Source organism: Fluviicola sp. (assembly GCF_029266855.1).
Lineage (GTDB): Bacteria > Bacteroidota > Bacteroidia > Flavobacteriales_D > Crocinitomicaceae > Fluviicola.
Genome location: NZ_JAQSWB010000005.1, coordinates 200,943 through 223,009, shown reverse-complemented (window position 1 = coordinate 223,009; position 22,067 = coordinate 200,943). Strand labels below are relative to the sequence as shown.

The window sequence follows — 22,067 nt, the reverse complement described above, 5'->3', positions numbered from 1 at the left end:
AGGTTAAGAGCTTCAGCGTTGTGGATTTCTGGCTAAACTCCCAGGAATAATCTCCACTCTTTGGCCTGATGCTCATTCATCACACGAGGAAATTTATTCTGAGATCCCAACTTGCCTCTTTCTTCCATGAACTTGTAGAAATTCTTTACATCCGTTAGATAAGATGCCGGTGTTTTCAACGTGTCGTATTTACGGGCAGAAGCATAATCGTCATTCAGTTCAGACAGGAACCCGTCAACTGTTTTCATTACCAATTCATTGTCAATTGGTTTGTCCGTTCCGAAACACCAGTAATGTCTTTGTTCCTGGGAATTTGCATATAAACAGAACTCCGGAATTTCAACATTGAGTTTTTCTGCGGTTTTCACGATGGCCATATTGATATTGTCGAGTGATAAATGTTCACCCACCAAACTCAGGTATTGTTTGATCCGACCGGTGATGCGTATTTCACGACGCTCCAAATCCACAAACTGAACCAGGTCTCCAACCAGGTAACGCCACAATCCGGCATTGGTTGAAATAACAAGCGCATAATCTTCTCCGATAATAACCTCATCAACGGTCAATGCCTTTGCTTCCGGTTTCAAATTCCCGTATTCATCAAAATTATCGCGGTTGAACGGAACGAATTCGAAGAAAATACCGGATTTCAGTAGCAGCTGCATTCCATTGCTTTCTGCTCTTTTCTGGTACGCGAAATACCCTTCGGAGGCCAGGTAAGTGTTCATAATCTGTACCTTTTTTCCACACACTTTCTCAAAGCGTTTGAGATAAGGTTCTACATAAACCCCTCCGGATAAGTACAATTCCAAATTCGGCCAGATATCGTGAATGGAATCTACATCGTATTTCTCGATGATGCGTTCCATCAGCATAATACACCAGCTTGGAATTCCCGCAATCGTGCTAATGTCCCATTCCGGTGCTTTTTCCACCATGCGGTCCAACTTTGCGTTCCAGTCCTTGATAGCTGCTGTTTCTGCATCTGGTTTGGTGAGCGGAAGCAATACTACTGAAGTATGTTTTTTGAGAATTCCCGAGAGGTCTCCTTCATAATGCTTTCCTTTTTTTTCAGGTTTGGAAGAACCGCCTACCGCAATTAGTGATTTTTGGTAGAATCCATCTGAAAGATTAAAATCCGCCGTTGAGGTAAATTGTTTGATCGTATTTCGCTGAAACGAGCGGATCATTTGTTTTGTCACTGGAATTCGTTTGCTCGGTGATCCGGTTGTTCCGGAGGAAAGGGCAAAATATTTAATCGTTCCGGGCCAGATGACATCTGCTTCATCATCGAGGCAACGGTGCAACCATGTTTGATAAAACTGATCGTAATCACGGATTGGGATTGCGTTTTGAAATTCTTCAACCATGTTTTCCGAATCCAAAATAGATTGAAAATCATAGTGATAGCCAAATTTTGTTTCTTGAGCAAATTTCAAAATCTTTGAGAGAACTTTAATCTGATCTTTAAAATCAAGTCCCTTCAACGCATTTCTCCGCGCCGAAAACTCGGTAGTCTTTTTAAGTAATTTCCCGATGATTGGCATTTCTTCTAAAATTTTTAGTAACCACAAAAGTGAGAAAAAACAACGACTTATTGTTTTATTAACGTCTTATTTTTAATATTGAATGGTGAAATGGATTCCAGCTTATAATGCTTTGATTACATTTGTACTACTATATAAAACCCAGAAAAGCTCCTTATGGAAAAAAAGACCATTATTGTTCCCCATGATTTTACGCCTGTTGCTGAAAATGCTCTGAATCATGCTATTAATACCGCTAAAAGGACTGGTGCTGAAATCTTACTATTACATGTTGTAGCAAAAGAAAAAGCAGTTGGCGAAGCTGAAGAAAAATTAAATGCTGTTGTTCAACAACACAATGAACACATAAAGATTACTCCTTTTATCCGCGTTGGAAATATTTTTGATGATATCGGTGATTTTGCATCTGAGAATCATGCCGAACTTATTTTTATGGGTACCCATGGACAAACCGGGTGGCAGCACATTACAGGAAGCCATGCTTTGAAAGTAATTACGCATTCAACAGTACCTTTTATTGTTGTGCAGGAAAAACCGATCAGAGAAACGGGTTATGATGATATCGTGGTTCCCCTGGATCTGAATAAGGAAACAAAACAAAAATTAGCATACGTTGCAAACATTGCTACTTACTTTAAGTCCCGTGTTCACGTTATTACTCCGGATGAATCGGATGAGTTTTTACGTCACCAGGTAAAAGCGAATATCCAGTTTGCCGTGCGTTTTTTCCACGAAAGAGGAATTGATGTAACCACAAAGGTTGTTCCGACCAGCGGATTCGATAAGGAGGTTGTAAAACACGCTGTTTCTTTGGACGCAGATTTGATCGCTATTATGAATTTGAACCGAAACAATATGTTGGGAGTTATTACTGCAAATCACGAACAGTACATTCTAACAAATGAAGCACAAATTCCTACCCTGATTGTTAATCCTGTTGCCGGGAAATACGGAAGCAGTATTTTATTCAGCTAGAATTAATCGATATATATAAAAAGCCCGGACGATGATTGTCCGGGCTTTTTGTTTTTTAGACTTTTACAAACCTGTAAGTTCTTCCACTCACTTTGTCTTCCTGAAGCCATAAGGTGTCTCCAGGATGATTCAGCATAAATTCATAAGGAATTCCAGTAAGTTTCATCATTAGTTTCGTTACACCTAAAGTAACGGATGTTTTCGGAGCATATGTGTAGGTTCCATTGTAAAACACCGTATCATTTCGTTTCCAATCAATATGCTTAGTATCAATGATATTCAGGATCTGAGTGTTTGAAGATGTTGCTGTGTCTTCATAAAAAGTTGTATCCTGTGTGGTAGAAATCCATTTCCAGGTACCTTCAATATTATTGGATGGTTCTGCATTATCTTTTGCACAACTACAAAACAGTACTACTAATATTCCAAAAACACCAAATTTCATCGTTAATTTTTTTTCAAAAATAGGCTTGTTTTTTTACTCCACCTAATCAAATAATCATTCACTTAATCTTTATACTCGTTCCTTGCCAGTCTTTCTTCCACTTCCCTGAGATTTTGCATTTTTTTAGCCTGCCTGCTTGCTATGGCTGTCGGAGTAAAGTATTTATGCATATTCAGGAAGGCAACCTGCATTTGATCCCATTGTCTGTCGCTATCAATCTTTCCGTGTTCGCGCAACTCTCTTCTCAATCGATCAGCGATTTCATGGAAGTCATCTCTGCCCAGGTAATCCAGATCCGCATCACAAATAATCTGCTCGAGTTTGTTTTTCGGTTGATGTGGTATTTGAGTAACGAAAATCAATTCTTTGATCTGGGCAATGTGATGATCCGAGTATCCGTATTTCGGAAGAATTTCTTCTGCCATCCTTGCTCCGATCGGTTCATTCTTTTCGTAGTTCTCCACAAACCCTGCATCGTGATAGGTCGCTGCGGATTTCAAGAGGAATAAGCCTTCATCGGTTACACCTTCCAATAAGGCATAGCGTTCAACGGCACGCACAACATCCTTGGTGTGTTCTATACTATGATAGTGAAGCATTGGAGACAATCCTTTCTCCAGGACTTTAATAATGTGACGTTCTGCCTTGTAGTAATTAATACTACTATATAAATGCAGGTTTACAATCTGCTGGAAGCGGTCGTTCGGGTAAAGTCCTTCTCCATTTATTGACAACTCCGGTTTGATCCGCTCAACTGTAAACATTTCAATCAGTCCTTTACTCTTTGTTTTGACCTTTCCACGATACGTGCATTCAAAATAAGGTTCAATGAGTTTAAAGGTAGATCCGGAAATTGTAACCCTTCCGGGTTCACCCATCATTTCCATGCGTTGCGCCTGGTTTACAGTCGCTCCCCAAATATCATACGCAAGTCTTTCCGACCCGATTACTCCGGCGGTAACTTCCCCGGTATTAATTCCAAGCCGCAGTTCCCAAAACTCTTCACCCGTTTTTAAGCCGTTGCTTTTCAGGGTATTCATGTAATCCTGGATCTGAAGCGCTGCTAAAACAGCATCAATCGGGTTGGTGTTATTGCGAACCGGCACTCCGCCTGCACACATGTATGCGTCGCCAATAGTTTTAATCTTTTCAAGGTTATTTTTTACGATAATATCGTCAAACTTTCTAAAATAAACATCCAGTTTGTTAACCAGGTCTGTTGGTTTCATGTTTTCGGCAATCTTGGTAAAACCAACAAAGTCCGTAAACAATACAGAAACCGTCTTATAAGCACGGGCGGATGCTCTTCCTTTTGTTTTTAACTCTTCCTGTATTGACTCCGGTATAATGTTTCGGAGGAGTGTCTCCGTTTTATCTTTTTCAATTTGAAGTAATCTTTTTTGTTCTTCAACCTTGTGTTTCTCTTCTTCAATGACCTTCTTCTGAGATTCGATCTTCATGTTTTGAGCCCGAATTTCCTTCGTCCGCTCTACGATCTTCATTTCCAAACGCACCTGGTCTCTTCGGGCAAGGTTGATTCTTGAGCGAATGAAAGTCAGGATCAAAAGGGTCAGGACGATCAGAACAATCACCCAGAACCACCATTTCCACCAAAAAGGCGCTTCAATTTCAATCTCCATTTGGGAACTAGCCTGAACCCAGTTTCCGTCAATTCTTTTTACATAAACTTTGAGCACGTAGTTACCCGGTGTTAAAGATGTAAAGTGAATTTCACTGGAAGAACCTAAAAACACAGAACCTTCGTCCAGGCCTTCCAATTCGTATTTAAATTGGAGTAGGTCACGGTTGATCAGGTCTGTGGGCAGAAAGCGAATGGTAAAGCTACGCTCGTTATATCCTAACTTGATGTTTGGCTGATAAGAGAATGCTTCTTTAAACGGAGCGTCTTTATCACCTGGCTTTAACCATTGGTCATCAAAACGGAATTTTAAAAAGTTTACATATACTCTTTCTTTCAACTCCTGCAGGTTTTCAGGATTGAAAAAATTGTATCCTTCGATCCCACCAAAATACATTTCCCCTGTTCCGGATAGCAGATAAGCACCCGTATTAAACTCATTACTCATCAAACCATTTACTTCCGAGTAATTGGTACAATATTCCTGCGCGATGTTGAACCGGCAAAGACCTTTATTGGTGCTTAGCCATAGGTTACCTTGCTTATCGGGTAGAATCCCGTAAACAAAATTGTTGGGCAAGCCTTGTTTTCGTGTATAAGCAACAACTTTTCCTGTTTCCAGGTTTAATTTGAGTAATCCGGATCCGGAAGTTCCCAGCCACAAAGTTGTTTCATCCTCCTGGTAAATGCTGGAGATCACATCGCGGCTTGCTTTCAAAATCGACTTGTTCATCGGGTATGGAACAATCTGCTCTTTCCCCTTTTTATCAAAGGTCAGAATATTGATCCCGCCAACACCTGTTGCAAAATAATACGTGTCATTCAATCCTTTGTATGCAACTCTGCAAACCCCGGCACCAATCGTTTTTGTTGGTTTTTTCGGATCGTAAACAAAGGGTTCAAACTCTCCTGTTTTAATGTCGTATAGCAATACGCCGCCTTTCGTGGCGATAAAGAAACTGGATTCTTTGTATGGTGTAATCTTATAAACTCGCTGGAAACCCGAAGGATTGGGAATCCCCTTGTAGTTGATCTTCTTAAAATTCCCGGTTCCGTTTCGGATTCTCAGTTCGTATAAGCCATCATTGGCGCCAACTAAAAAGTGCTGATCTGTTAAATGAAGAATCGAAACAATGCTTTTTTCATTGAATTCGTCTGTTTTTGCAATGTAGTAATGTTTGAATTGCCCGGTTTTTTTATCCAATTCGGAGACAGCAAAATCCGTTGCAATATATACTTTTGAAAAATTGTCTGATTCCGCAAAACCCCAAACACTTTCAGAAGGTAACCCCACTTTAAGATTGGACGATGGCCCAACACCAAAGAACGAATCATTTTTAGGATTAAAGCCACTAAGTCCTCTTAGTGTTCCGATCCAAATGGTTCCGTTTTCATCACAAAACAATTCATTCAATTCATTGAATAAAATTGCGTTCTTCTGGAAAATATCTTTCTTACTCACTGTAACGCGATAACCATCTCCGGTGCTGTTCACACTGATCAGTCCATTGTTAACAGTCGCAATGTAAAATTCATTGGTCGATTTCACGTAAACATCCGAGAACTCTTCGATCCCATAATCTTTTCCGATAAATTTCAGAAAGGGAAATATTTTGTGGTTTTGTGCATCGAAAATCCAGAGACCTTCATTGCTGGAAAGGACAAAACTGTTTTCGGTAAATGCTTCCACATCAGAAACAAGCCAGGTCTTTTGAATTTTTGGCGGAGTCAGTTGTTTCCACGCTTTCGTATGAAGATTGTAAACATACACGCCAGCATCTTCAAACGATACGATTAACTGTTCATCCGTAACAAATTTGATGTAATGAATGCGCTTGGAGGGAATCGCACCTGTCAGGAACGAGATTTTTTTGGTTTTGCGGTCATATTTTGCCAAACCATGGGTGGAAGAACCCAACCAAATATTTCCGTTGTGTTCTTCCGAAATACTTTCAATTGACAGGTTCTTATTGTCTGAGGCCAGAAGCGATCGAAAGGTTTCTTTTTTTGGATTGTAAATGGAAATTCCGTCTGCAGTACCGAACCACAATTCACCGGCTTGATCTTTTAAACCACAATGAATATAGGAACTTGCCAACCCGGGAGTATCATCCGAAGTAAAGACTTCAAACTGCTGCCCGTCAAATCGATTCAAACCATCCTGTGTTCCAAGCCACAAAGTTCCGGCTTCATCTTGTACAATAGTCGTCACTGAACTCTGCGAGAGTCCATCGTTAATAGAAAAGTTTCTAAAACGATACGAGACTTGACTTACCGCGCTAGTAGTAGCAAACGCAACAACAGCTCCAATTCCTATTAATCGAACGAGCATAGAGTATTTATTTCGTTTATTTCAACGAATAATTCACTGAAAAAGTTTCATTCTCAAAGCATTAAGCTTTCTGATCGGCATTTCCTCCCTTTGCAGCTGCAGCAGCGGTCATTTCCATATCGCGGTCAAATAAATAAAGACCACCTTTATCACCGCCGATCAGACGCAATTTATCCAGGATACTTCTGCCCAGTGCTTCTTCTTCCAATTGTTCGGAAACATACCATTGCATGAAGTTGTGTGTGGAATAATCTTTTTCCTGCAGGCAGGCATCAACGACCTCGTTAATACTTTCCGAAACACCTACTTCATGCTCCAATAGTAATTCAAAAACACGCTCCAAAGAATCGTATTCTCTTGGCGGTTCCGGAATTGAAGGAACAACAGCTACCCCTCCGCGCTCATTAACGAACTTGATCAGTTTCAACATGTGGAAACGCTCTTCATCTGAATGTGTGTACATAAATTTTGCTGTACCGTTCAATCCTTTTGTTTCAGCCCATGAGGCCATCGCCAGGTAATATTGAGAGGAAGATGATTCTTTTTGAATTTGATCATTTAATGCCGCTTCAATTCGCTTATTCATTCTTATAACTTTTGTTCTGTTTCACTCAAAGTTACCATTTTAAGCTTAAAATTGAACATCTTACCAGCTAATAAATCGTATTTTTACGTAACAAGACGAATTATGGGGAAAAAAGGACCAAAAAAAATTAAAGATAAATCGACCAAGAAACTAAAGACCGGTCTGTATCACATCATTCGAAAATTATTTGAGCAACATCCCGAGGCTCTTTTAAACTATAAACAAGTTTGCAGTTTACTGCATGTTCACGAAAGCGAATCCCGGAAATTAGTGGTTGCTTTGCTTCGTGAGCTGGAAACAGAAGGATTCATTCGCAAAAGCGGACATGAAACGTATATCTTTTCCAATGAGACAGACACTATCGAAGGTGAACTGGAACTCACACAGCGTGGTTCCGGTTTTGTGAACGTTGGTAAAAATGAAGCAGATATCTTCATCGCGCCGCACAATCTTGGTCAGGCCATTCACGGAGATATTGTCAAGGTTTCATTGATGAAGAAAAGCGGAACACGACCTGAAGGTAAGATCCTGGAGGTGGTTTCACGCGAACGAACACAATTTGTGGGTACGATCCACATGTATGACAAACACGCTTTTTTAATTCCGGACAATACGAAAACCGGGGTGAAGATCTATATTCCGTTTGAAAAATTAAATAAGGCAAAAAACAAGGATAAGGCTTTGGTGAAAATCACCGTTTGGCCCAAGTCGGCTGAATTTCCTTTCGGAGAAGTTATTCAGACACTCGGCGGAAATTCGATCCACGATAACGAAATGATCTCGATCCTGATCAGCCAGGGAATTCCAATTGAATTTGAAGCTGACGTGATGAACGAGGCCGAACAAGTGACACTTGAATTGGATCCGGTGGAAGTCGCGAAGCGACGAGATTTTCGCGATATTTTAACCTTCACTATTGACCCTGTCGATGCAAAAGATTTCGATGATGCGCTCTCAATCCGAAAATTGGAAAACGGACACCTGGAGATTGGAGTTCACATTGCAGATGTAAGTCAGTATGTGAAACCCGGCTCCGCAATGGACAACGAAGCTTACAAACGCGGAAATTCCGTTTACCTGGTTGACCGCGTAATCCCGATGCTGCCGGAACAGCTTTCAAATATGGTTTGTTCCCTCCGTCCGAAAGAAGACAAGTTTACGTTCTCGGCAGTTTTCGAATTAGATGAAAACGGAAAAATTTACAACGAGTGGTTTGGTAAAACAGTCATTCATTCCGACCATCGATTTGCTTATGAAGACGCACAGGAAATTTTGGAAGGTGCAGAAGGTCCGTACAAGGAAGAACTTCATATTTTAGATAAAATCGCAAAAGTCTATCGAAAAGAACGGTTTAAGCAAGGAGCCCTGATGATCAACTCAGAAGAGATCCGTTTTAAACTGGATGAGAATAAAGAGCCGGTTGATGTGGTTGTGAAGGTTTCAAAAGACGCTCATCAACTGATCGAAGAGTTTATGCTTCTGGCAAATAAACGTGTTGCGATGTTCGTTGGGATGCCTCAAAAAGGAAAAGATCCTGTTCCTTTTGTTTACCGGGTTCACGACAAACCTGATCCGGAGAAAATCGCATTATTCAGTTTATTTTTGGATAAATTCGGTCATTCCCTGGAATTCACAAGTCCTGAAAAAGCAGCTCAGAGCATCAATAAACTGCTAAGCGATATTCGTCTGAAAAACGAATTCAGCATCATTCAGCAGATGGCAATTAGAAGTATGGCGAAAGCAACCTATGATACGGACAACATTGGTCACTACGGTTTGGCTTTCCAGTACTATACGCATTTCACTTCGCCCATTCGCCGTTATGCCGATCTGATGGTTCACCGTATTTTATTGGAATGCCTGGAGAACCGGCCGCATAAATACAATTCCGCACTGGAAGATATCTGTAAACGTATTTCACGTACGGAGCGCAAAGCAACGGAAGCAGAACGCGAATCCAACAAGTACTTCCAGGTAGTATATGTTCACGACAAGATCGGAGAAGAATTTGACGGAATCGTTTCCGGATTAGCAGATTTCGGTTTGTTTGTTCGCATGACGGAAAACGCGTGTGAAGGAATGGTTGCGCTGCAGGAACTTCCCGGAGACCGTTATACTTTTGATGAAAAAACAATGACGATCGTGGGTCAGAAGACCGGAAGAACTTTCCATTTCGGAGATAATGTCCGTGTGAAAATCTCAGAGGTTCACCCGAAGAAGAGACAGATCGATTTGGAGTTGGTTTCGGTGGCGGAGTAAAGTTGAACCACATTGAACACATAGGTCATATAGGGGGGTTCTTTTCCTTCGAGCGATGCAAAGGGTACAGATTTTCCCGCAGAGCGCGCGGATGAGCGCGGATTTTTGGTGTTTTTACTTCAATCTTCGTATGAAACCCTGCTTCCATTGACGCTAGGGTCAAGGCTTTCAGCGCTCTTTCGAGCTTCGTAGGTTAAAAGGAGACAGTAGCAGACTTTACAGTCGCTACGTCTCGAGGTGGGGTATCTATGCTTTATCCATGCTATAAATATGCTTTAACTATGGAATATAGTAGTTATATCCCTCGGTTTTCTGTCATTGACCAATCAGTAAAACATGTATGGAATTGAACCGCAAAGACGCGGAGAACGCAGCGTTTTTAACCGAATAGATGTGGGATCGAGTGCTTAATCTATTCTCTTTCCATTTTCCAGATCGACCAAACTCCATTCTCTTTGTATAGGTGATAGCCTCCATTGCTGTAAAGGAGCACGTTTGGAATAGCCTTCATTCTTTCGGGATCCGGTATAATCATTTCAATCAATCCTTCCGTTAATCTTAATTCACGGATTCCGGTGCATTGAAATAAAAACGAAATATCCTGCAGGTTGACACTTTCCATTTCCAGCCTGTTAAGTATACAATCTGTTTCTGTTGGTTGCGCATATTTTAAGGTCGGACAATAATTTATTTGTAAAATTCCAAGGCTGTCATAAGTAAACAAATCGGAGATATCAGACAAATCAAAAATGGAATGGAATCTCAGTTGATTTAAAGAAAGTCCTTTGAAATCCCCTCCTATTTCCCGTATGGCCAAACCAAAGAACTCCACTTCTTTCAGGTTGGGATACAAGTTCAGATTGCGAATATTCTTCAAGATCACATTATCCAATCCCTCCCGATATCCTTTTCCCATGACCGAAAGTTTGATCACAGATTGAGGCAAACAATCCGGAACTTCGTCAAAACAGGAATAGTTCATTAATCTGAACTCTTCCAATTTTGTGAGGTGTTTCAGGTTACTGATGTCGAGACGGGCTATTTCTTTGGAGTTATTGTCCCACTGTCGAAAGCCTTGTCCATTATTTAAATCCAAATAACGGATCTGATTACCTTCTGCCCATTTTGGAAAGTGGGTAAGAGACGGACACTCCAAAATCTCAATCTTTGTTACTTTTTGAAGTTCTTTAAACTCATCAATTGATTTCAGGTTCCGGCAAGACCAAATACGAATCAATGACAGGGAATCAAGTTTGAAGGGGGCTTTATTCAATTGCTCACCCGTAAAATTCCCGATATACAGAGAATGCAGGTTCGGGAAATAATTTAACTTTTCAAGGCTTCGTAATTCTTTTCCACACACAAGACGAAGGTCCTGAATTTCAGTAAATCCCTGGAATTCTTCCGGAATGTCGGGTAAGTTTATGATTAAATACAGACTGCTACTAAACTGATGATAATTTCTCAAGTTTTCAATCAAGCGGAGATCTGTTGTAGAATCAATAATAATTCCTCCTCCAATACCATGGCCGACATTGAGATTCATCGGCGGTGGCGGACCGGGTTGGCTATAGGAATTAAATGCCACAAAACAAATGAACAGGCTTAAGGAACGTGTTAACTTCATAGATCATTTTACAGTCCAGAGGAAGAATCGTTCAAAAGAATGTAATCTGGAGTTGGTTTCGGTGACGGAGTAAATTTTAAACCACGAAGCGCACGAGGAACACGAAGATTTTAATTTCCCGCAGAGGGCGCGGATGAATGTGGATTTATTTCCTGCTGAAGGACATAGAGAGGTTATTCTGTTGAATATAATATCCCCATTCGTTGATGTTTTTAGCCAATTAGATGTCAAGCTTTTCCCAACTCTTTCATTTTCTTGATTGCTTCCGGTTCTCCTTTTTCGACAGCCTGTTTTAAATAATTCAGTGCTTCTTGGGTTTTTCCCTGATTAAAGAGAAATTCAGCAAAATGGAATTCCAATAGATCAACGGAACCTTCAGTTGCGCTGAATGCTTTTTGGAAGTTTTCTCCTGCCAGTTCCATTTCACCTTTCGCCTGATGGTACAAAGCTAAATTTCGCAAAGAATAGGCGATATCGTTGGTTTCTGTTAATTGTGCTTTTTCGATCCACGTTTTTCCCTCTTCCAATTTTCCAAGCTGAATGAGGGCATAGCCTAAATTATCATTCGGGTAACCATAATCCGGATCACGCTTGATGGCTTCCTGAAAGTATGGAATGCTCTTTTCATATTCACCTAATCTCAGGGAGTAATACCCCAGGTTGTTATAAATATCCGATTTAAGTAACTCATCTTTTGTAAACAGAAGACTCTTTTCAAGGGTTGAAATTGCTTCTTCGATATTAAAACCTTTGTATTGCATATGAGCTATTCCAAAAAGTCGTTTTGCAAGGAATTCACCTTTATTAAACGTGGAATCCGGATTTTCATTTAAAAAGTCAATCGCTTTTTCAACCAGCGTTTTCCTCTCTTTCGGTAAGTCATCTTTCCAATTCGAAGGTTCAAATTCAGTCAATTTGGAGAAGAATGCCAATCCATAGCTCATGGTTTCATCCGGAATTTGAGAGGTAAATCTCCAATTTGTTTCCCAAGCTCCGTCATTGGAGCTTCCTGATTCTGTGAGGTTCTGAGTCAAAATTACTCCAAAACCAAAATAGATTCCGGCCAGGTAAATAAACATACTCGTATCTTCACCGGAATCAAATTCAACCTTATTCTCCAGAAGCCTGATTTTTACACATTCGTAAATCAAGTTGTAAATCAATCTTTTCGGATGCTTTCTGAGATTGTTGGCAATGTGGATTTTGTAATTTTCCTCGACCTGTTCCAATTCAGTTTCCATCGTTTTTCCCACTATTGTAAGCGGCATTCCATAAATATCCCGGAGATCTTCATGGATTTCAAATTCTATCTTGCTCTCCTCTATTTCAAGCAAGTAACATAAATCCCGGAGAATATTTTCAACTTCCACCTGTGCTGCCCTGAAAGTGATTGGAAAATATGTTTCAGCTAATAAAATCTGCTCACTTTTTGGGTGAGGATATCCAAGAACCTGGATTAACCAATTGAAATTTTCCTCCACCCAAAGCCGATCATTTTCGGGTAGTCGAAATTTATCCTCTTTTGATTTCTTGTTGAATCCGAATAATTTCATAGCTGTTCATTCATTTGGGTGATTTATCTATGTCTTTTGCACGGGTTGAGTTGTACTATTTCTGATTAAAAGATGGCCAAAATAGAATCAACGGCTTATTGACTTTTAACCAAATATTTTCTGATCAACCAAATAAATACCATTACAACAAAAGCGATGGTCATAACCAAACCGCTTTCCTTCATTTCTTTTTTTGCTTCTTTTTCCCTGGAAATTTGTTGAACTTCAGTTTTGTAAGTTGTTGTATCTTTCATAAGTAAAATTAACGAAATAACTCCATCATATTCTCCGGTTTCGACAATCCGGTGAAGCCGAACTTCCGATATAATTCGTGTGCATCGGAGGTTGCGAGCCGCCACACCTTTACGTTTTTCAGCGCTTCGTTTTCCAGGATGTGTTTCATCAGGATCTTCGAATAGCCCCGGCCCTGGTGTACCTTGTCTATGAATACATCCATGAGGTAGGCAAACTGAGCATAATCCGTTACAACTCGCGCAAAACCGATTTGTTTATCGTTTAAGAACACACCGAAATTCAGGGAATTATCAATAAGCGTTTGCATCGTTTCCAACGTCCGACCTTTTGCCCAATAGCTTTGAGTGATAAAAGCTGTGATGAATTCGAGATCGAGTTGATTTTTGTCGGAGGTAATCGATAGATTTTCCATACTTGTGTTTAAGCGCTAACAAGTTTACCACAATATCTATTAACCGCAAAGAGGAAAATAATACAAAGCAGGAAAAATTCAAGATCAGCGTACTTTGCTTCTTTGCGGTAAAACAAAAAAAGTCCTGCATTGTGCAGGACTCTCTTATGTTTCAGTATACGTGTAATTATTAGCGTCTTAATTCGAACAATTGAATGTCCCTAAAGTTTTTCCCGTTTTGATCTTTCCCTGTAACGATTGCAGCATAGCTTCCACTTGGTGCTTCATCACCGGATTTATCTCTTCCGTTCCAGCCTTCCTGTTCACCAGGAGCATTTGAACGGAACATTTCACGGTTATTTTGGTCAATAATAAGTAATTGGAAATCATTAATGTTCTCTGCTTTTACAAAGTAGACATCATTACTTCCGTCCCCATTAGGAGTAAAAATACTAGGGAACTTGGTAACCTTCGCTTCTAACTTAACAAAAACAGGTTCTTTTATATCTTCCGGATGTTTTGCCGGTGTTTCTTTTGTGTCTTCTTTCTTGTCAGCAACCTTTTTGGAATCTGTCTTTTCACCCGATTCTTTTTTGCTGTTATCCGTTGAAGTAACTTTCTCTTCTACTTTTCCTTTATCCTCTTTAAGCGTCTCAGAAGGCTGATTTTCCTTTTCTGCCGGAATAGGATCTGCTTTAAATTCCTTACTATACGGATTTGCTTCTTGCTGAATAGCTTCAAACGTCTCTTTTGAATTCGTCACTGATTCCGGTTTAGCAGAATATGTGTTTTCCTTCTTAAGCGATTGTTCCGGTTTGCTTTCTTCGGGACCGTTTACAGTCATATTCTGAGAGATCTCTTTTGGAGAATTTGTCTTCTCATTTGTTTCTCCACCTGAATTCAAAGCAACAACAGTAGCCACGCCCACAGTTCCAACTGCAGCTGAGCCAATGATCCATTTCGTCAAAGCAGAAAGCCCCTTGCTTGCAACTGTTGCTGTAGAAGCAACACCTGCAGCGGCCATCTTCGCCTGAACACCAGCCCACAACTCCGGCCTTACCGCAGAGGTCTGGTTTTCAAAAGCCTTTGAAAACAGTTCTTGTATATTATCTTTTTCAATCACGTTCTAATAGTTCTAATTGAGTGCGTAGAAAAGCCCGTGCACGCGAGTATTGAGATTTGGAGGTATTCTCCGTCACCCCCAATGTATCTGCTATTTCTTTATGTGAATAACCTTCTATTGCAAACATGTTAAATACAATTCGATATCCGTCAGGCATTCCGTCAATTAACTTCATTAACTGTGCCAGGTCCATTCCATCAAACTGATGGTCTGTAAAAGATACTTTGTACTGAACTTCTTCAACCTGAACGTCATCCAATAGCTTTTTGTTCTTTCGAATGGTATCCAAAGCCGTATTTACAACGATTCTTCTGATCCATCCTTCCAGAGATCCTTCCATCTTGAAATCCACAATCTTCTGAAAAACCTTTACAAAACCATCTTGTAATACATCTTCAGCTTCCTGGCTATTTCTCAGATAGCGCTGGCAAACTGCCAGCATCTTGGGAGCAAACTTATCAAACAACGCTCGCTGTGCTTTTGAATTTCCTTTGGCGCATTCATTTACCAATGTTAAATCATCCATAGCACTTGCTGTATCAATAGACTCTAAACTACCAAAAAAGGTTGCACGACTCTGATTTCTTCAAAATAAAAAATTAATTTAGTGGTACTTTAGCACCCCATGAAAATACGTTTCACCTCTTTATTATTGGCCGTTTTCTCAGCAGCATCTGTACATTCCCAAAAGATTCCTCTTCTTCCCGGATCTTATTCTGCCTATCTTCAGTTAAATGAAACAACCCAATTGCCGGTTCATTTAACGGTAGAGAAAAAACAAAAACGAATTCTTCTTGTTGTTCATAACGCGGAGGAAAGAATTGAATTAATGAATGGAATAAAAAAAGGAGACACGATTATTCTTCCGTTCCCAAGCTTTGATTCCGAGTTAAGATTTATAACAGACAAAAAGAAGGAAATTCGTGGGTTTTGGTTCAACTATAATAAAGGTGCAAACTATAAAATCCCTTTTTTCGCTAATTTTAATCAAAAACCACGAAAAAAAGATGCCCCGGTTGGAAGTTTAAACGGGAAATGGGAAACACATTTTTCTCCTCAAACTAACGAAGAAGAAGATGCTCTGGGAATTATTTCTCAAAATCAAAACCACCTTACCGGAACTTTCAGAACAGAAACGGGCGATTACCGTTTTCTTGAAGGAACAATTGAAGGATCTAAATTTTATCTTTCGGCTTTCGATGGTTCACATGCATTCCTGCTGAACGGTACATTAAAGGATCAACGTGTACAAGGTTATTTTTATAGCGGCAAGCATTATTCTACGGATTTTGTGGCCACCTATAATCCGAATTATGAATTACGGGATCCGGATTCAATAACTGTTTTGAAAAAGGATAATTCGGTTTTCAGCTTTAACTTAAAGGCTTTGGACGGTACAGCTTATTACTTTCCGAATGCCGAGACACGGGGAAAGGTTGTCATCATTCAAATAATGGGTACCTGGTGTCCGAATTGTATGGATGAAACCAACTATTATAAAGAACTATACGACAAATACCATTCAAAAGGTTTGGAAATCATTTCGATCGGATATGAAACTGCAGATTCATTCGAAGAGCAGGCTAGGAAAATACTTACTTTAAAACAGCGTAAAAATCTGGATTTTACTTTTTTGGTAGGAGGTAAAGCCTCCAAAGGAATTGCATCCGAACAATTTAAAATGCTTAATGAAGTTATCTCGTTTCCTACTTCCATTTATATAGGAAGGGATGGTGAAGTAAAACGAATTCACACCGGATTCAATGGTCCGGGAACTGGGGATGTTTACACTGAATATGTTAACAAAACCAATTCGCTGATCGAATCTTTACTTGGAATTACCGGTTCAAAGTAATTCGCTTCGAAGCATCTGCAATTTCCCAGGCAGTAAAGAAAACCAAGCGGGCAACTTTCTCTGTTTTGGGGAATAGTATTTTTTCCACATCATCCGTTGGCTGGTGATAGTCTTCATGAACTCCGCTGAAGTAAAATATAACGGGAATATTATGCTTCGCAAAATTGTAATGGTCCGAGCGATAGTAAAACTGATTTGGATCGGATAAGCTGTTGAACTTATAATCCAATTTCAATTGCGTGTATTTTGCATTCATCCGTTCATTCGCCTCATGAAGATCATTACTTAGCATGTTTGAACCAATGATATAAATGTAGTTCGTGTCTTTTTCATGACCGATATCGTTTCGGCCGATCATATCAATGTTTAAGTCTGCTACCGTATTCTCAAGAGGAATAACCGGATGTGAAGAATAATAATCCGACCCGAGCAATCCTTTTTCTTCACCTGAAACAGGCATGATCAAAATCGAACGCTTTGGTCCCTGACCATTCTTTTTTGCTTCCATAAAAGCTTCCGCAAGTTCCAGCAACGCAACTGTTCCGGTTCCATCATCATCTGCTCCGTTATACACCACTCCGTGATCTACTCCGATATGATCGTAATGAGCTGTAATGATCACCACCTCTTTTGAAAGAGCCGGATCGCTTCCTTCTATATAAGCCAGAACATTGGAGCTTGTCAGTTTTTCTTCCTGTGTGTTCAATTGTGCATTTAAGGTAAAAACCGGTTTGGAAGTTTTGAGAACCTTCCCTTTCCCGCTTAAAAATCCATTGGACTTCTTCTTCAGGCTTGCCAGAGACGATTCTTTTATAAACAGGATCGGAAATTCTTCTTTCTTCTTCTCATCAGCCAGAACCATACTTTTTGTAGTTACATAATGTTCCATGTATTCATATAAGGTATCATAGTCTTTAGAAACAAGAATGATTCCTTTAACATGTTTCGGCAATTCCTTCTTTAAAACAGAAACCTCTTTGCGAACCTCCAGGCTTTGCAATTTATGAATAACATAACATGGCTTTTCTTCAACAAGCGGTAATTGTTCAACACTATAAACCGGTAAGTTTTCTATGGTTGTTTTAGACTTGCAGGCGTAATAGATAAAGTCGGTTTTGAAGTTCAGTGAAACATTGGTCAGTGACAATGTTCCGCCCGGGGTGTTTTCAATGACTTCAAAATGCTGTTCATAAGCTGTCATTCCCGGAGCGAAGGCGCAGCCCAATTTCTTAAAATAGGCCGTTAAGAACTCAGCTGTCATTTTCTGACCTTGTTTTCCTGTTTCCCTTCCAAGATATTCATCGGAAGCTAAAATGGTGAGATTCTTTTTCAGATCCTCTTCATTAATATAGGAGCTGTATTTTTTTGCTGCATCAAGCTGTTGTGAGAAACAAACGCACACAGCGCCTGAAAATAAAATACTGAAAAGGTGCTTCATAAGTTTTAAATTGAAAATGTAAAATGGTAGAATTGTTTTCAATCTTTTCATCCCGATAATTATCGGGACTCCATTATTAATTTTACATTATTATAAAGGAATTTTCTCAACCCGCTTCTGGTGTCTTCCTCCTTCGAATGGAGTGTTCCAGAAAATATCCACCATTTCAAGTGCTTCTTCTACTGAAACAAAGCGGGCGGGTAAAGTAAGGATGTTTGCATCGTTGTGTTCGCGGGCCAATTGAGCTATTTCTTTTTTCCAGCAAAGTGCTCCGCGGATTCCCTGGTGTTTATTAACAGTCATGTTGATACCATTTCCGCTTCCGCAGATTACAATTCCTTTTGAACCCTCGTTTGACTCCACGTGATCCGCAACCGGATGTCCAAAATCTGCATAATCGATACTGTCTTCACTATAACATCCGTAATCCTTAACCTGGTAACCCAATGATTCTAAATGTTTAATAACTTCTGATTTCAATTGAAATCCTGCGTGATCTGCTCCTATAGGAATGATTTGAGACATAATAATGAAAGTTTTCTCAAAGTTACGGCTTATCAACAAATGGAACAATCAATTAACAATAAGAAAAAAAGCTTTCTCCGAAAGGCCTGGTTTATATAGGATTCCAAAAAGGAGTTTTACACACGATCAAGGATTAAATTGTCAATATCTGTTAGAAAGTATCCATAACTATTTCTAGGATATTCGAACTATTTAGACATATGTACAAGTTTTCGGATAAAGCACTATAAAGTTTGACAGAGTTATCGCTCTTTTATCATCATGTTAAACACATATTAACAGGGTTAAAAGAAACTATTTTTTCCACATTAACAATTCTGCTCAATTTGTTCATATCTGCATAAACTCTTGTAACAGAACTCTAAAAGAACCCGAATCATTGTCAATAAGTAGGAAGGAATAACTCATAAGTTTAAAAAACGAATCTTTCGATCGAAAGTTTTACACGAATTAACACCCCTAATAGATATAGTAAATTTCTTTATATAAAATCTTTTTATTCTATTATTAGATTGTATTCCTTTTTGAGACTAATTTGCACAATTCATAGTTAAAGTTTATATTCGAATAGACGAACGAAAGTTAAGTGTCTACGAAATATTAAAACACATGGTGATTAAATCTCAAATTTAATTACTTTTGAATCCAAAGCTGTAAAGAATGACGAAGGCTAATGTATTAGTTGTAGAAGATGAATTCATTGTTTCGAAGGATATCCAATCCAGTTTGAAAAAGCTTGGATACCACGTAGTTGGCGCAGCTCCGTCGGGTGAAAAAGCACTCGAATTATTAGAGGCAAATCAGCCGGATATTGTCTTAATGGACATCATGCTGAAGGGGGAAATGAATGGAATCGAAACAGCTGAAATTGTTCGAAACCGCTATTCAATACCGGTTATTTATTTAACCGCTTATGCCGACGAAGCAACTTTGTCAAAGGCAAAAGTTACCGAACCTTACGGTTATATCTTAAAACCTTTTAAAGAAATCGATCTGCACACTTCGATCGAAATGGCTCTTTACAAACATAAAAAAGAACAGGAAGTGGAACGTGAGCGAGATATGCTTTATTCCCTTGTTGAAAACAAAGAAAAGGATTCATTGAATGAGTTCATTTTTGTAAAGTCAAACAGCAAATTGGTGAAATTAAATATGAATGATATTTATTTCATTGAAGCTTTGAAAGATTATGTGGTTATCAACACCAATGAAACACGATATACGATTCATTCCACTATGAAGGATATCGAAACAAAATTGGGTACCGATCAGTTCATTCGTGTTCACCGTTCGTTTATTGTCCGTTTGGATAAAATTGCATCAATCGATTTCCCGAATTTGCAATTGGAAAATGACCGTAAGCTGATTCCAATCGGTGGCTCATACAGAGATGAGTTGACCAATAGAATCAAGATGCTTTAATCCACAGGATTAACAATTCGCTTTTCTTTAAATACCCTTCCCTCAATAGATTGTTGCGTAGACATTTTAATTTGAAATGTTATAGAATTATTCATTAGCATTGGTTAAAATAACATGCTTATGAAACTTGTATTACTTTCCGTATTCTCATTGTCATTCTTTATAATAGCATCTGCCCAGGATGGACAGAAAAGAATTTTACATGTAAAGTTTCAGGACGGATTAAATGTGCATGCACAAACCGGTAAATTATTTTCTGCAGAAGGTTTATATCCCGAAGCATCCGATTTGGATCAGTATGGGCACTGGGAACCTTTTTACTCCATTTCACCGGAATTATTGGAGTCATACTACTTAAAAGCAAAACAGCGTCTTAGAAAGAATCTTTCGGATCCGAAAACCCTTTTTGAATTTCACCTGAATCCGGGAGAGGACCTTAAAGCCGTACAAAATAAATTGCAAACACTTGCTTCCGTAAAGTATGTGAGCATTCCCCCTAAATTGAGCACACCGCTTGTTCCGAATTTACAGCCATCCCAGGTTTATTTGTTTGACCAGGATCCCGGAATTCATGTGCAGGAGTTTTGGAATGCTTATTCTGTTTTTGGTTCAGGTGTAAAGGTCTGTGATATTGAATATTACTTTAATCCGGATCACGAAGATCTTCCTGAGGTGATTGTTATCGGGCCGCAACCACAAGATCCGGGATTTGGACCAAACCATGGAACGGCCGTACTGGGGGAAATAGCATCTCTCAACGATGGAATTGGTACAACAGGAATTGCATATGAAAGCCAATTGTATTTTGCAGGAGCTTATTATGAGGATATGTATTATCTGGAGGAAGCATTGATCGTTACTTTGAGTCAGCTGGAGGAAGGTGATGTGGTGTTAATAGAACAGCAAACCCTGGCTTTTCCGGGAACTCCTGAGGAAGGATATGCGCCGGTAGAATGGTACGAACCGTATTATGATGCTATTCAACTGATCTCCGGAAATGGATTGATCGTAGTGGAAGCAGCCGGAAATGGAAATAAGAATCTGGATGATCCGATGTTTGGTGTTGACAATTTCGGTCATTATCCTTTTCTCGAAGAAAACTGGTCGGAGGCAATTATGGTTGGTGCCGGATCAGTTGGTATAGACGATGTGCCAAGATCAAGGTTGTGGTTTTCAAATCACGGAAGCCGGATTGATCTCCAGGGAAACGGAGAAGGAGTAGTTACTACGGGTTATGGATCTGCTTATGCAGCTGAGGGACCAAACCGATCCTATTCTGATAATTTTGGAGGAACTTCAGGTGCTTCCCCGATTGTTGTGGGAGCAGTCACATTGATACAGTCGCTTTACAGGAATTTTACGGGAAACACCCTGACGAAGAATGAAATAAAGGATTTACTGGTAAATACGGGAAAACCACAGGTTGAAGGAGTTCTTTTCCCACTTTCCGAAAAAATAGGACCTTTGCCGAATGTGTTTGCTGCAGCGAATTCCCTGATAGATCAGTTAGGAATTCAGGAGGCTTATGATAAGAACGCATTTTCTGTTTATCCGAATCCGAGTACCGGCTCTTTTTCTGTTTATGTTCCGAGTGGAGCTGTTAAACAATTGAATTTAAGAGATTTGTCCGGAAAGGAAATACAGATCAATGAAGTAATAACAGAAATGGGATTTGACTTGAAAAACACTGAATTGGAAGCAGGAGTTTATTACTTGTCGCTGACTTACAGTGATGGAACTGTGGTAACAAAACCGGTTCAGATCATAAATTGATTTTTATAAACGTGCTGCCGTATATTTTCACCGCAAAGAAGAAAAAGCAAGGCTTTTGAAGACGAAGCATAGTCAGAAATGACGTTATGCATGGTATAAGAACGCAAAGGGGATGAACTTTGAGTGGTCTCGTCCGGTTCGCGAAAGCTATTGGAACACACCGGAGTAGCACATATTTGGAATAAGAATAAAACAAAAAAGCTCCACATTATGTGGAGCTTTTTGAGGTCTCGTCCGGATTCGAACCGGAGTAGACGGTTTTGCAGACCGTTGCCTAACCGCTCGGCCACGAGACCGTATTGTGGTGGCAAAAATAGTA

General features: G+C 39.6%; 17 protein-coding genes and 1 tRNA gene. 5 read left to right on the top strand and 13 right to left on the bottom strand.

Annotated elements, in window-relative coordinates; genetic code table 11:
* Nucleotides 1–32: 32 nt before the first annotated feature.
* On the bottom strand, nt 33–1,550 hold the full coding sequence (locus K0S23_RS12620; protein ID WP_300357927.1) for a GH3 auxin-responsive promoter family protein: 1,518 nt from the start codon (nt 1,548–1,550) through the stop codon (nt 33–35).
* 156 nt (nt 1,551–1,706) lie between these two features.
* Here K0S23_RS12620 and K0S23_RS12615 point away from each other — a divergent pair, with 156 nt between their 5' ends.
* Nucleotides 1,707–2,525, top strand: a complete 819-nt coding sequence (locus K0S23_RS12615; protein WP_300357925.1) for a universal stress protein — start codon at nt 1,707–1,709, stop codon at nt 2,523–2,525.
* Nucleotides 2,526–2,580: 55 nt separating this feature from the next.
* Here the strand turns inward: K0S23_RS12615 and K0S23_RS12610 are convergent, their stop codons facing one another.
* From K0S23_RS12610 to K0S23_RS12600, 3 genes are all read right to left on the bottom strand, one after another.
* Nucleotides 2,581–2,970 (bottom strand): hypothetical protein, encoded by a 390-nt coding sequence (locus K0S23_RS12610; RefSeq protein WP_300357922.1) that lies wholly within the window; start codon nt 2,968–2,970, stop codon nt 2,581–2,583.
* A gap of 62 nt (nt 2,971–3,032) precedes the next feature.
* The gene (locus K0S23_RS12605) at nt 3,033–6,941 is read right to left on the bottom strand and encodes an adenylate/guanylate cyclase domain-containing protein (RefSeq protein ID WP_300357920.1); all 3,909 of its coding nucleotides are present in this window, start codon (nt 6,939–6,941) and stop codon (nt 3,033–3,035) included.
* A gap of 61 nt (nt 6,942–7,002) precedes the next feature.
* The gene (locus K0S23_RS12600) at nt 7,003–7,527 is read right to left on the bottom strand and encodes a ferritin (RefSeq protein WP_300357918.1); all 525 of its coding nucleotides are present in this window, start codon (nt 7,525–7,527) and stop codon (nt 7,003–7,005) included.
* Nucleotides 7,528–7,629: 102 nt separating this feature from the next.
* Here K0S23_RS12600 and rnr point away from each other — a divergent pair, with 102 nt between their 5' ends.
* Nucleotides 7,630–9,786 (top strand): ribonuclease R, encoded by a 2,157-nt coding sequence (rnr, locus tag K0S23_RS12595; protein WP_300357916.1) that lies wholly within the window; start codon nt 7,630–7,632, stop codon nt 9,784–9,786.
* A gap of 412 nt (nt 9,787–10,198) precedes the next feature.
* Here rnr and K0S23_RS12590 read toward each other — a convergent pair whose 3' ends face one another.
* The 6 genes from K0S23_RS12590 to K0S23_RS12565 all read right to left on the bottom strand — a co-directional run bounded on the left by K0S23_RS12590 (nt 10,199) and on the right by K0S23_RS12565 (nt 15,261).
* Nucleotides 10,199–11,413, bottom strand: a complete 1,215-nt coding sequence (locus K0S23_RS12590; protein ID WP_300357913.1) for a hypothetical protein — start codon at nt 11,411–11,413, stop codon at nt 10,199–10,201.
* Nucleotides 11,414–11,640: 227 nt separating this feature from the next.
* Nucleotides 11,641–12,966 carry a tetratricopeptide repeat protein gene (locus K0S23_RS12585; RefSeq protein WP_300357911.1) on the bottom strand — a complete coding sequence of 442 codons (1,326 nt, stop codon included), beginning with the start codon at nt 12,964–12,966 and terminating at the stop codon, nt 11,641–11,643.
* A 95-nt stretch (nt 12,967–13,061) separates the two neighbouring features.
* Nucleotides 13,062–13,220 carry a hypothetical protein gene (locus tag K0S23_RS12580; protein WP_300357908.1) on the bottom strand — a complete coding sequence of 53 codons (159 nt, stop codon included), beginning with the start codon at nt 13,218–13,220 and terminating at the stop codon, nt 13,062–13,064.
* 8 nt (nt 13,221–13,228) lie between these two features.
* A complete protein-coding gene (locus tag K0S23_RS12575; protein WP_300357905.1) occupies nt 13,229–13,633 on the bottom strand; it encodes a GNAT family N-acetyltransferase in 405 nt (134 codons plus the stop codon).
* A 169-nt stretch (nt 13,634–13,802) separates the two neighbouring features.
* The gene (locus tag K0S23_RS12570; RefSeq protein WP_300357903.1) at nt 13,803–14,735 is read right to left on the bottom strand and encodes a gliding motility-associated C-terminal domain-containing protein; all 933 of its coding nucleotides are present in this window, start codon (nt 14,733–14,735) and stop codon (nt 13,803–13,805) included.
* Entirely contained in the window at nt 14,728–15,261 is a 534-nt protein-coding gene (locus K0S23_RS12565; RefSeq protein WP_300357900.1) for an RNA polymerase sigma factor, read from the bottom strand. The genes K0S23_RS12570 and K0S23_RS12565 overlap by 8 nt, the downstream gene beginning before the upstream one ends.
* A gap of 99 nt (nt 15,262–15,360) precedes the next feature.
* Between K0S23_RS12565 and K0S23_RS12560 the strand changes: the two genes are divergently transcribed.
* Nucleotides 15,361–16,590, top strand: a complete 1,230-nt coding sequence (locus tag K0S23_RS12560) for a peroxiredoxin (protein WP_300357898.1) — start codon at nt 15,361–15,363, stop codon at nt 16,588–16,590.
* Here K0S23_RS12560 and K0S23_RS12555 read toward each other — a convergent pair.
* Together K0S23_RS12555 and rpiB are read right to left on the bottom strand one after the other, a co-directional pair.
* Nucleotides 16,574–18,028: a M28 family peptidase gene (locus K0S23_RS12555; RefSeq protein ID WP_300357896.1), complete on the bottom strand. Its 1,455-nt coding sequence runs from the start codon at nt 18,026–18,028 to the stop codon at nt 16,574–16,576. The genes K0S23_RS12560 and K0S23_RS12555 overlap by 17 nt on opposite strands.
* A gap of 90 nt (nt 18,029–18,118) precedes the next feature.
* Nucleotides 18,119–18,553, bottom strand: a complete 435-nt coding sequence (rpiB, locus tag K0S23_RS12550; RefSeq protein ID WP_300357894.1) for a ribose 5-phosphate isomerase B — start codon at nt 18,551–18,553, stop codon at nt 18,119–18,121.
* A 660-nt stretch (nt 18,554–19,213) separates the two neighbouring features.
* Here rpiB and K0S23_RS12545 point away from each other — a divergent pair.
* Nucleotides 19,214–19,975, top strand: a complete 762-nt coding sequence (locus K0S23_RS12545) for a response regulator (protein ID WP_300357891.1) — start codon at nt 19,214–19,216, stop codon at nt 19,973–19,975.
* A gap of 120 nt (nt 19,976–20,095) precedes the next feature.
* The gene (locus K0S23_RS12540) at nt 20,096–21,748 is read left to right on the top strand and encodes a S8 family peptidase (RefSeq protein ID WP_300357888.1); all 1,653 of its coding nucleotides are present in this window, start codon (nt 20,096–20,098) and stop codon (nt 21,746–21,748) included.
* Between the two features lie 225 nt (nt 21,749–21,973).
* Here K0S23_RS12540 and K0S23_RS12535 read toward each other — a convergent pair.
* A tRNA-Cys gene (locus K0S23_RS12535) sits at nt 21,974–22,044 on the bottom strand.
* Nucleotides 22,045–22,067: the final 23 nt, after the last annotated feature.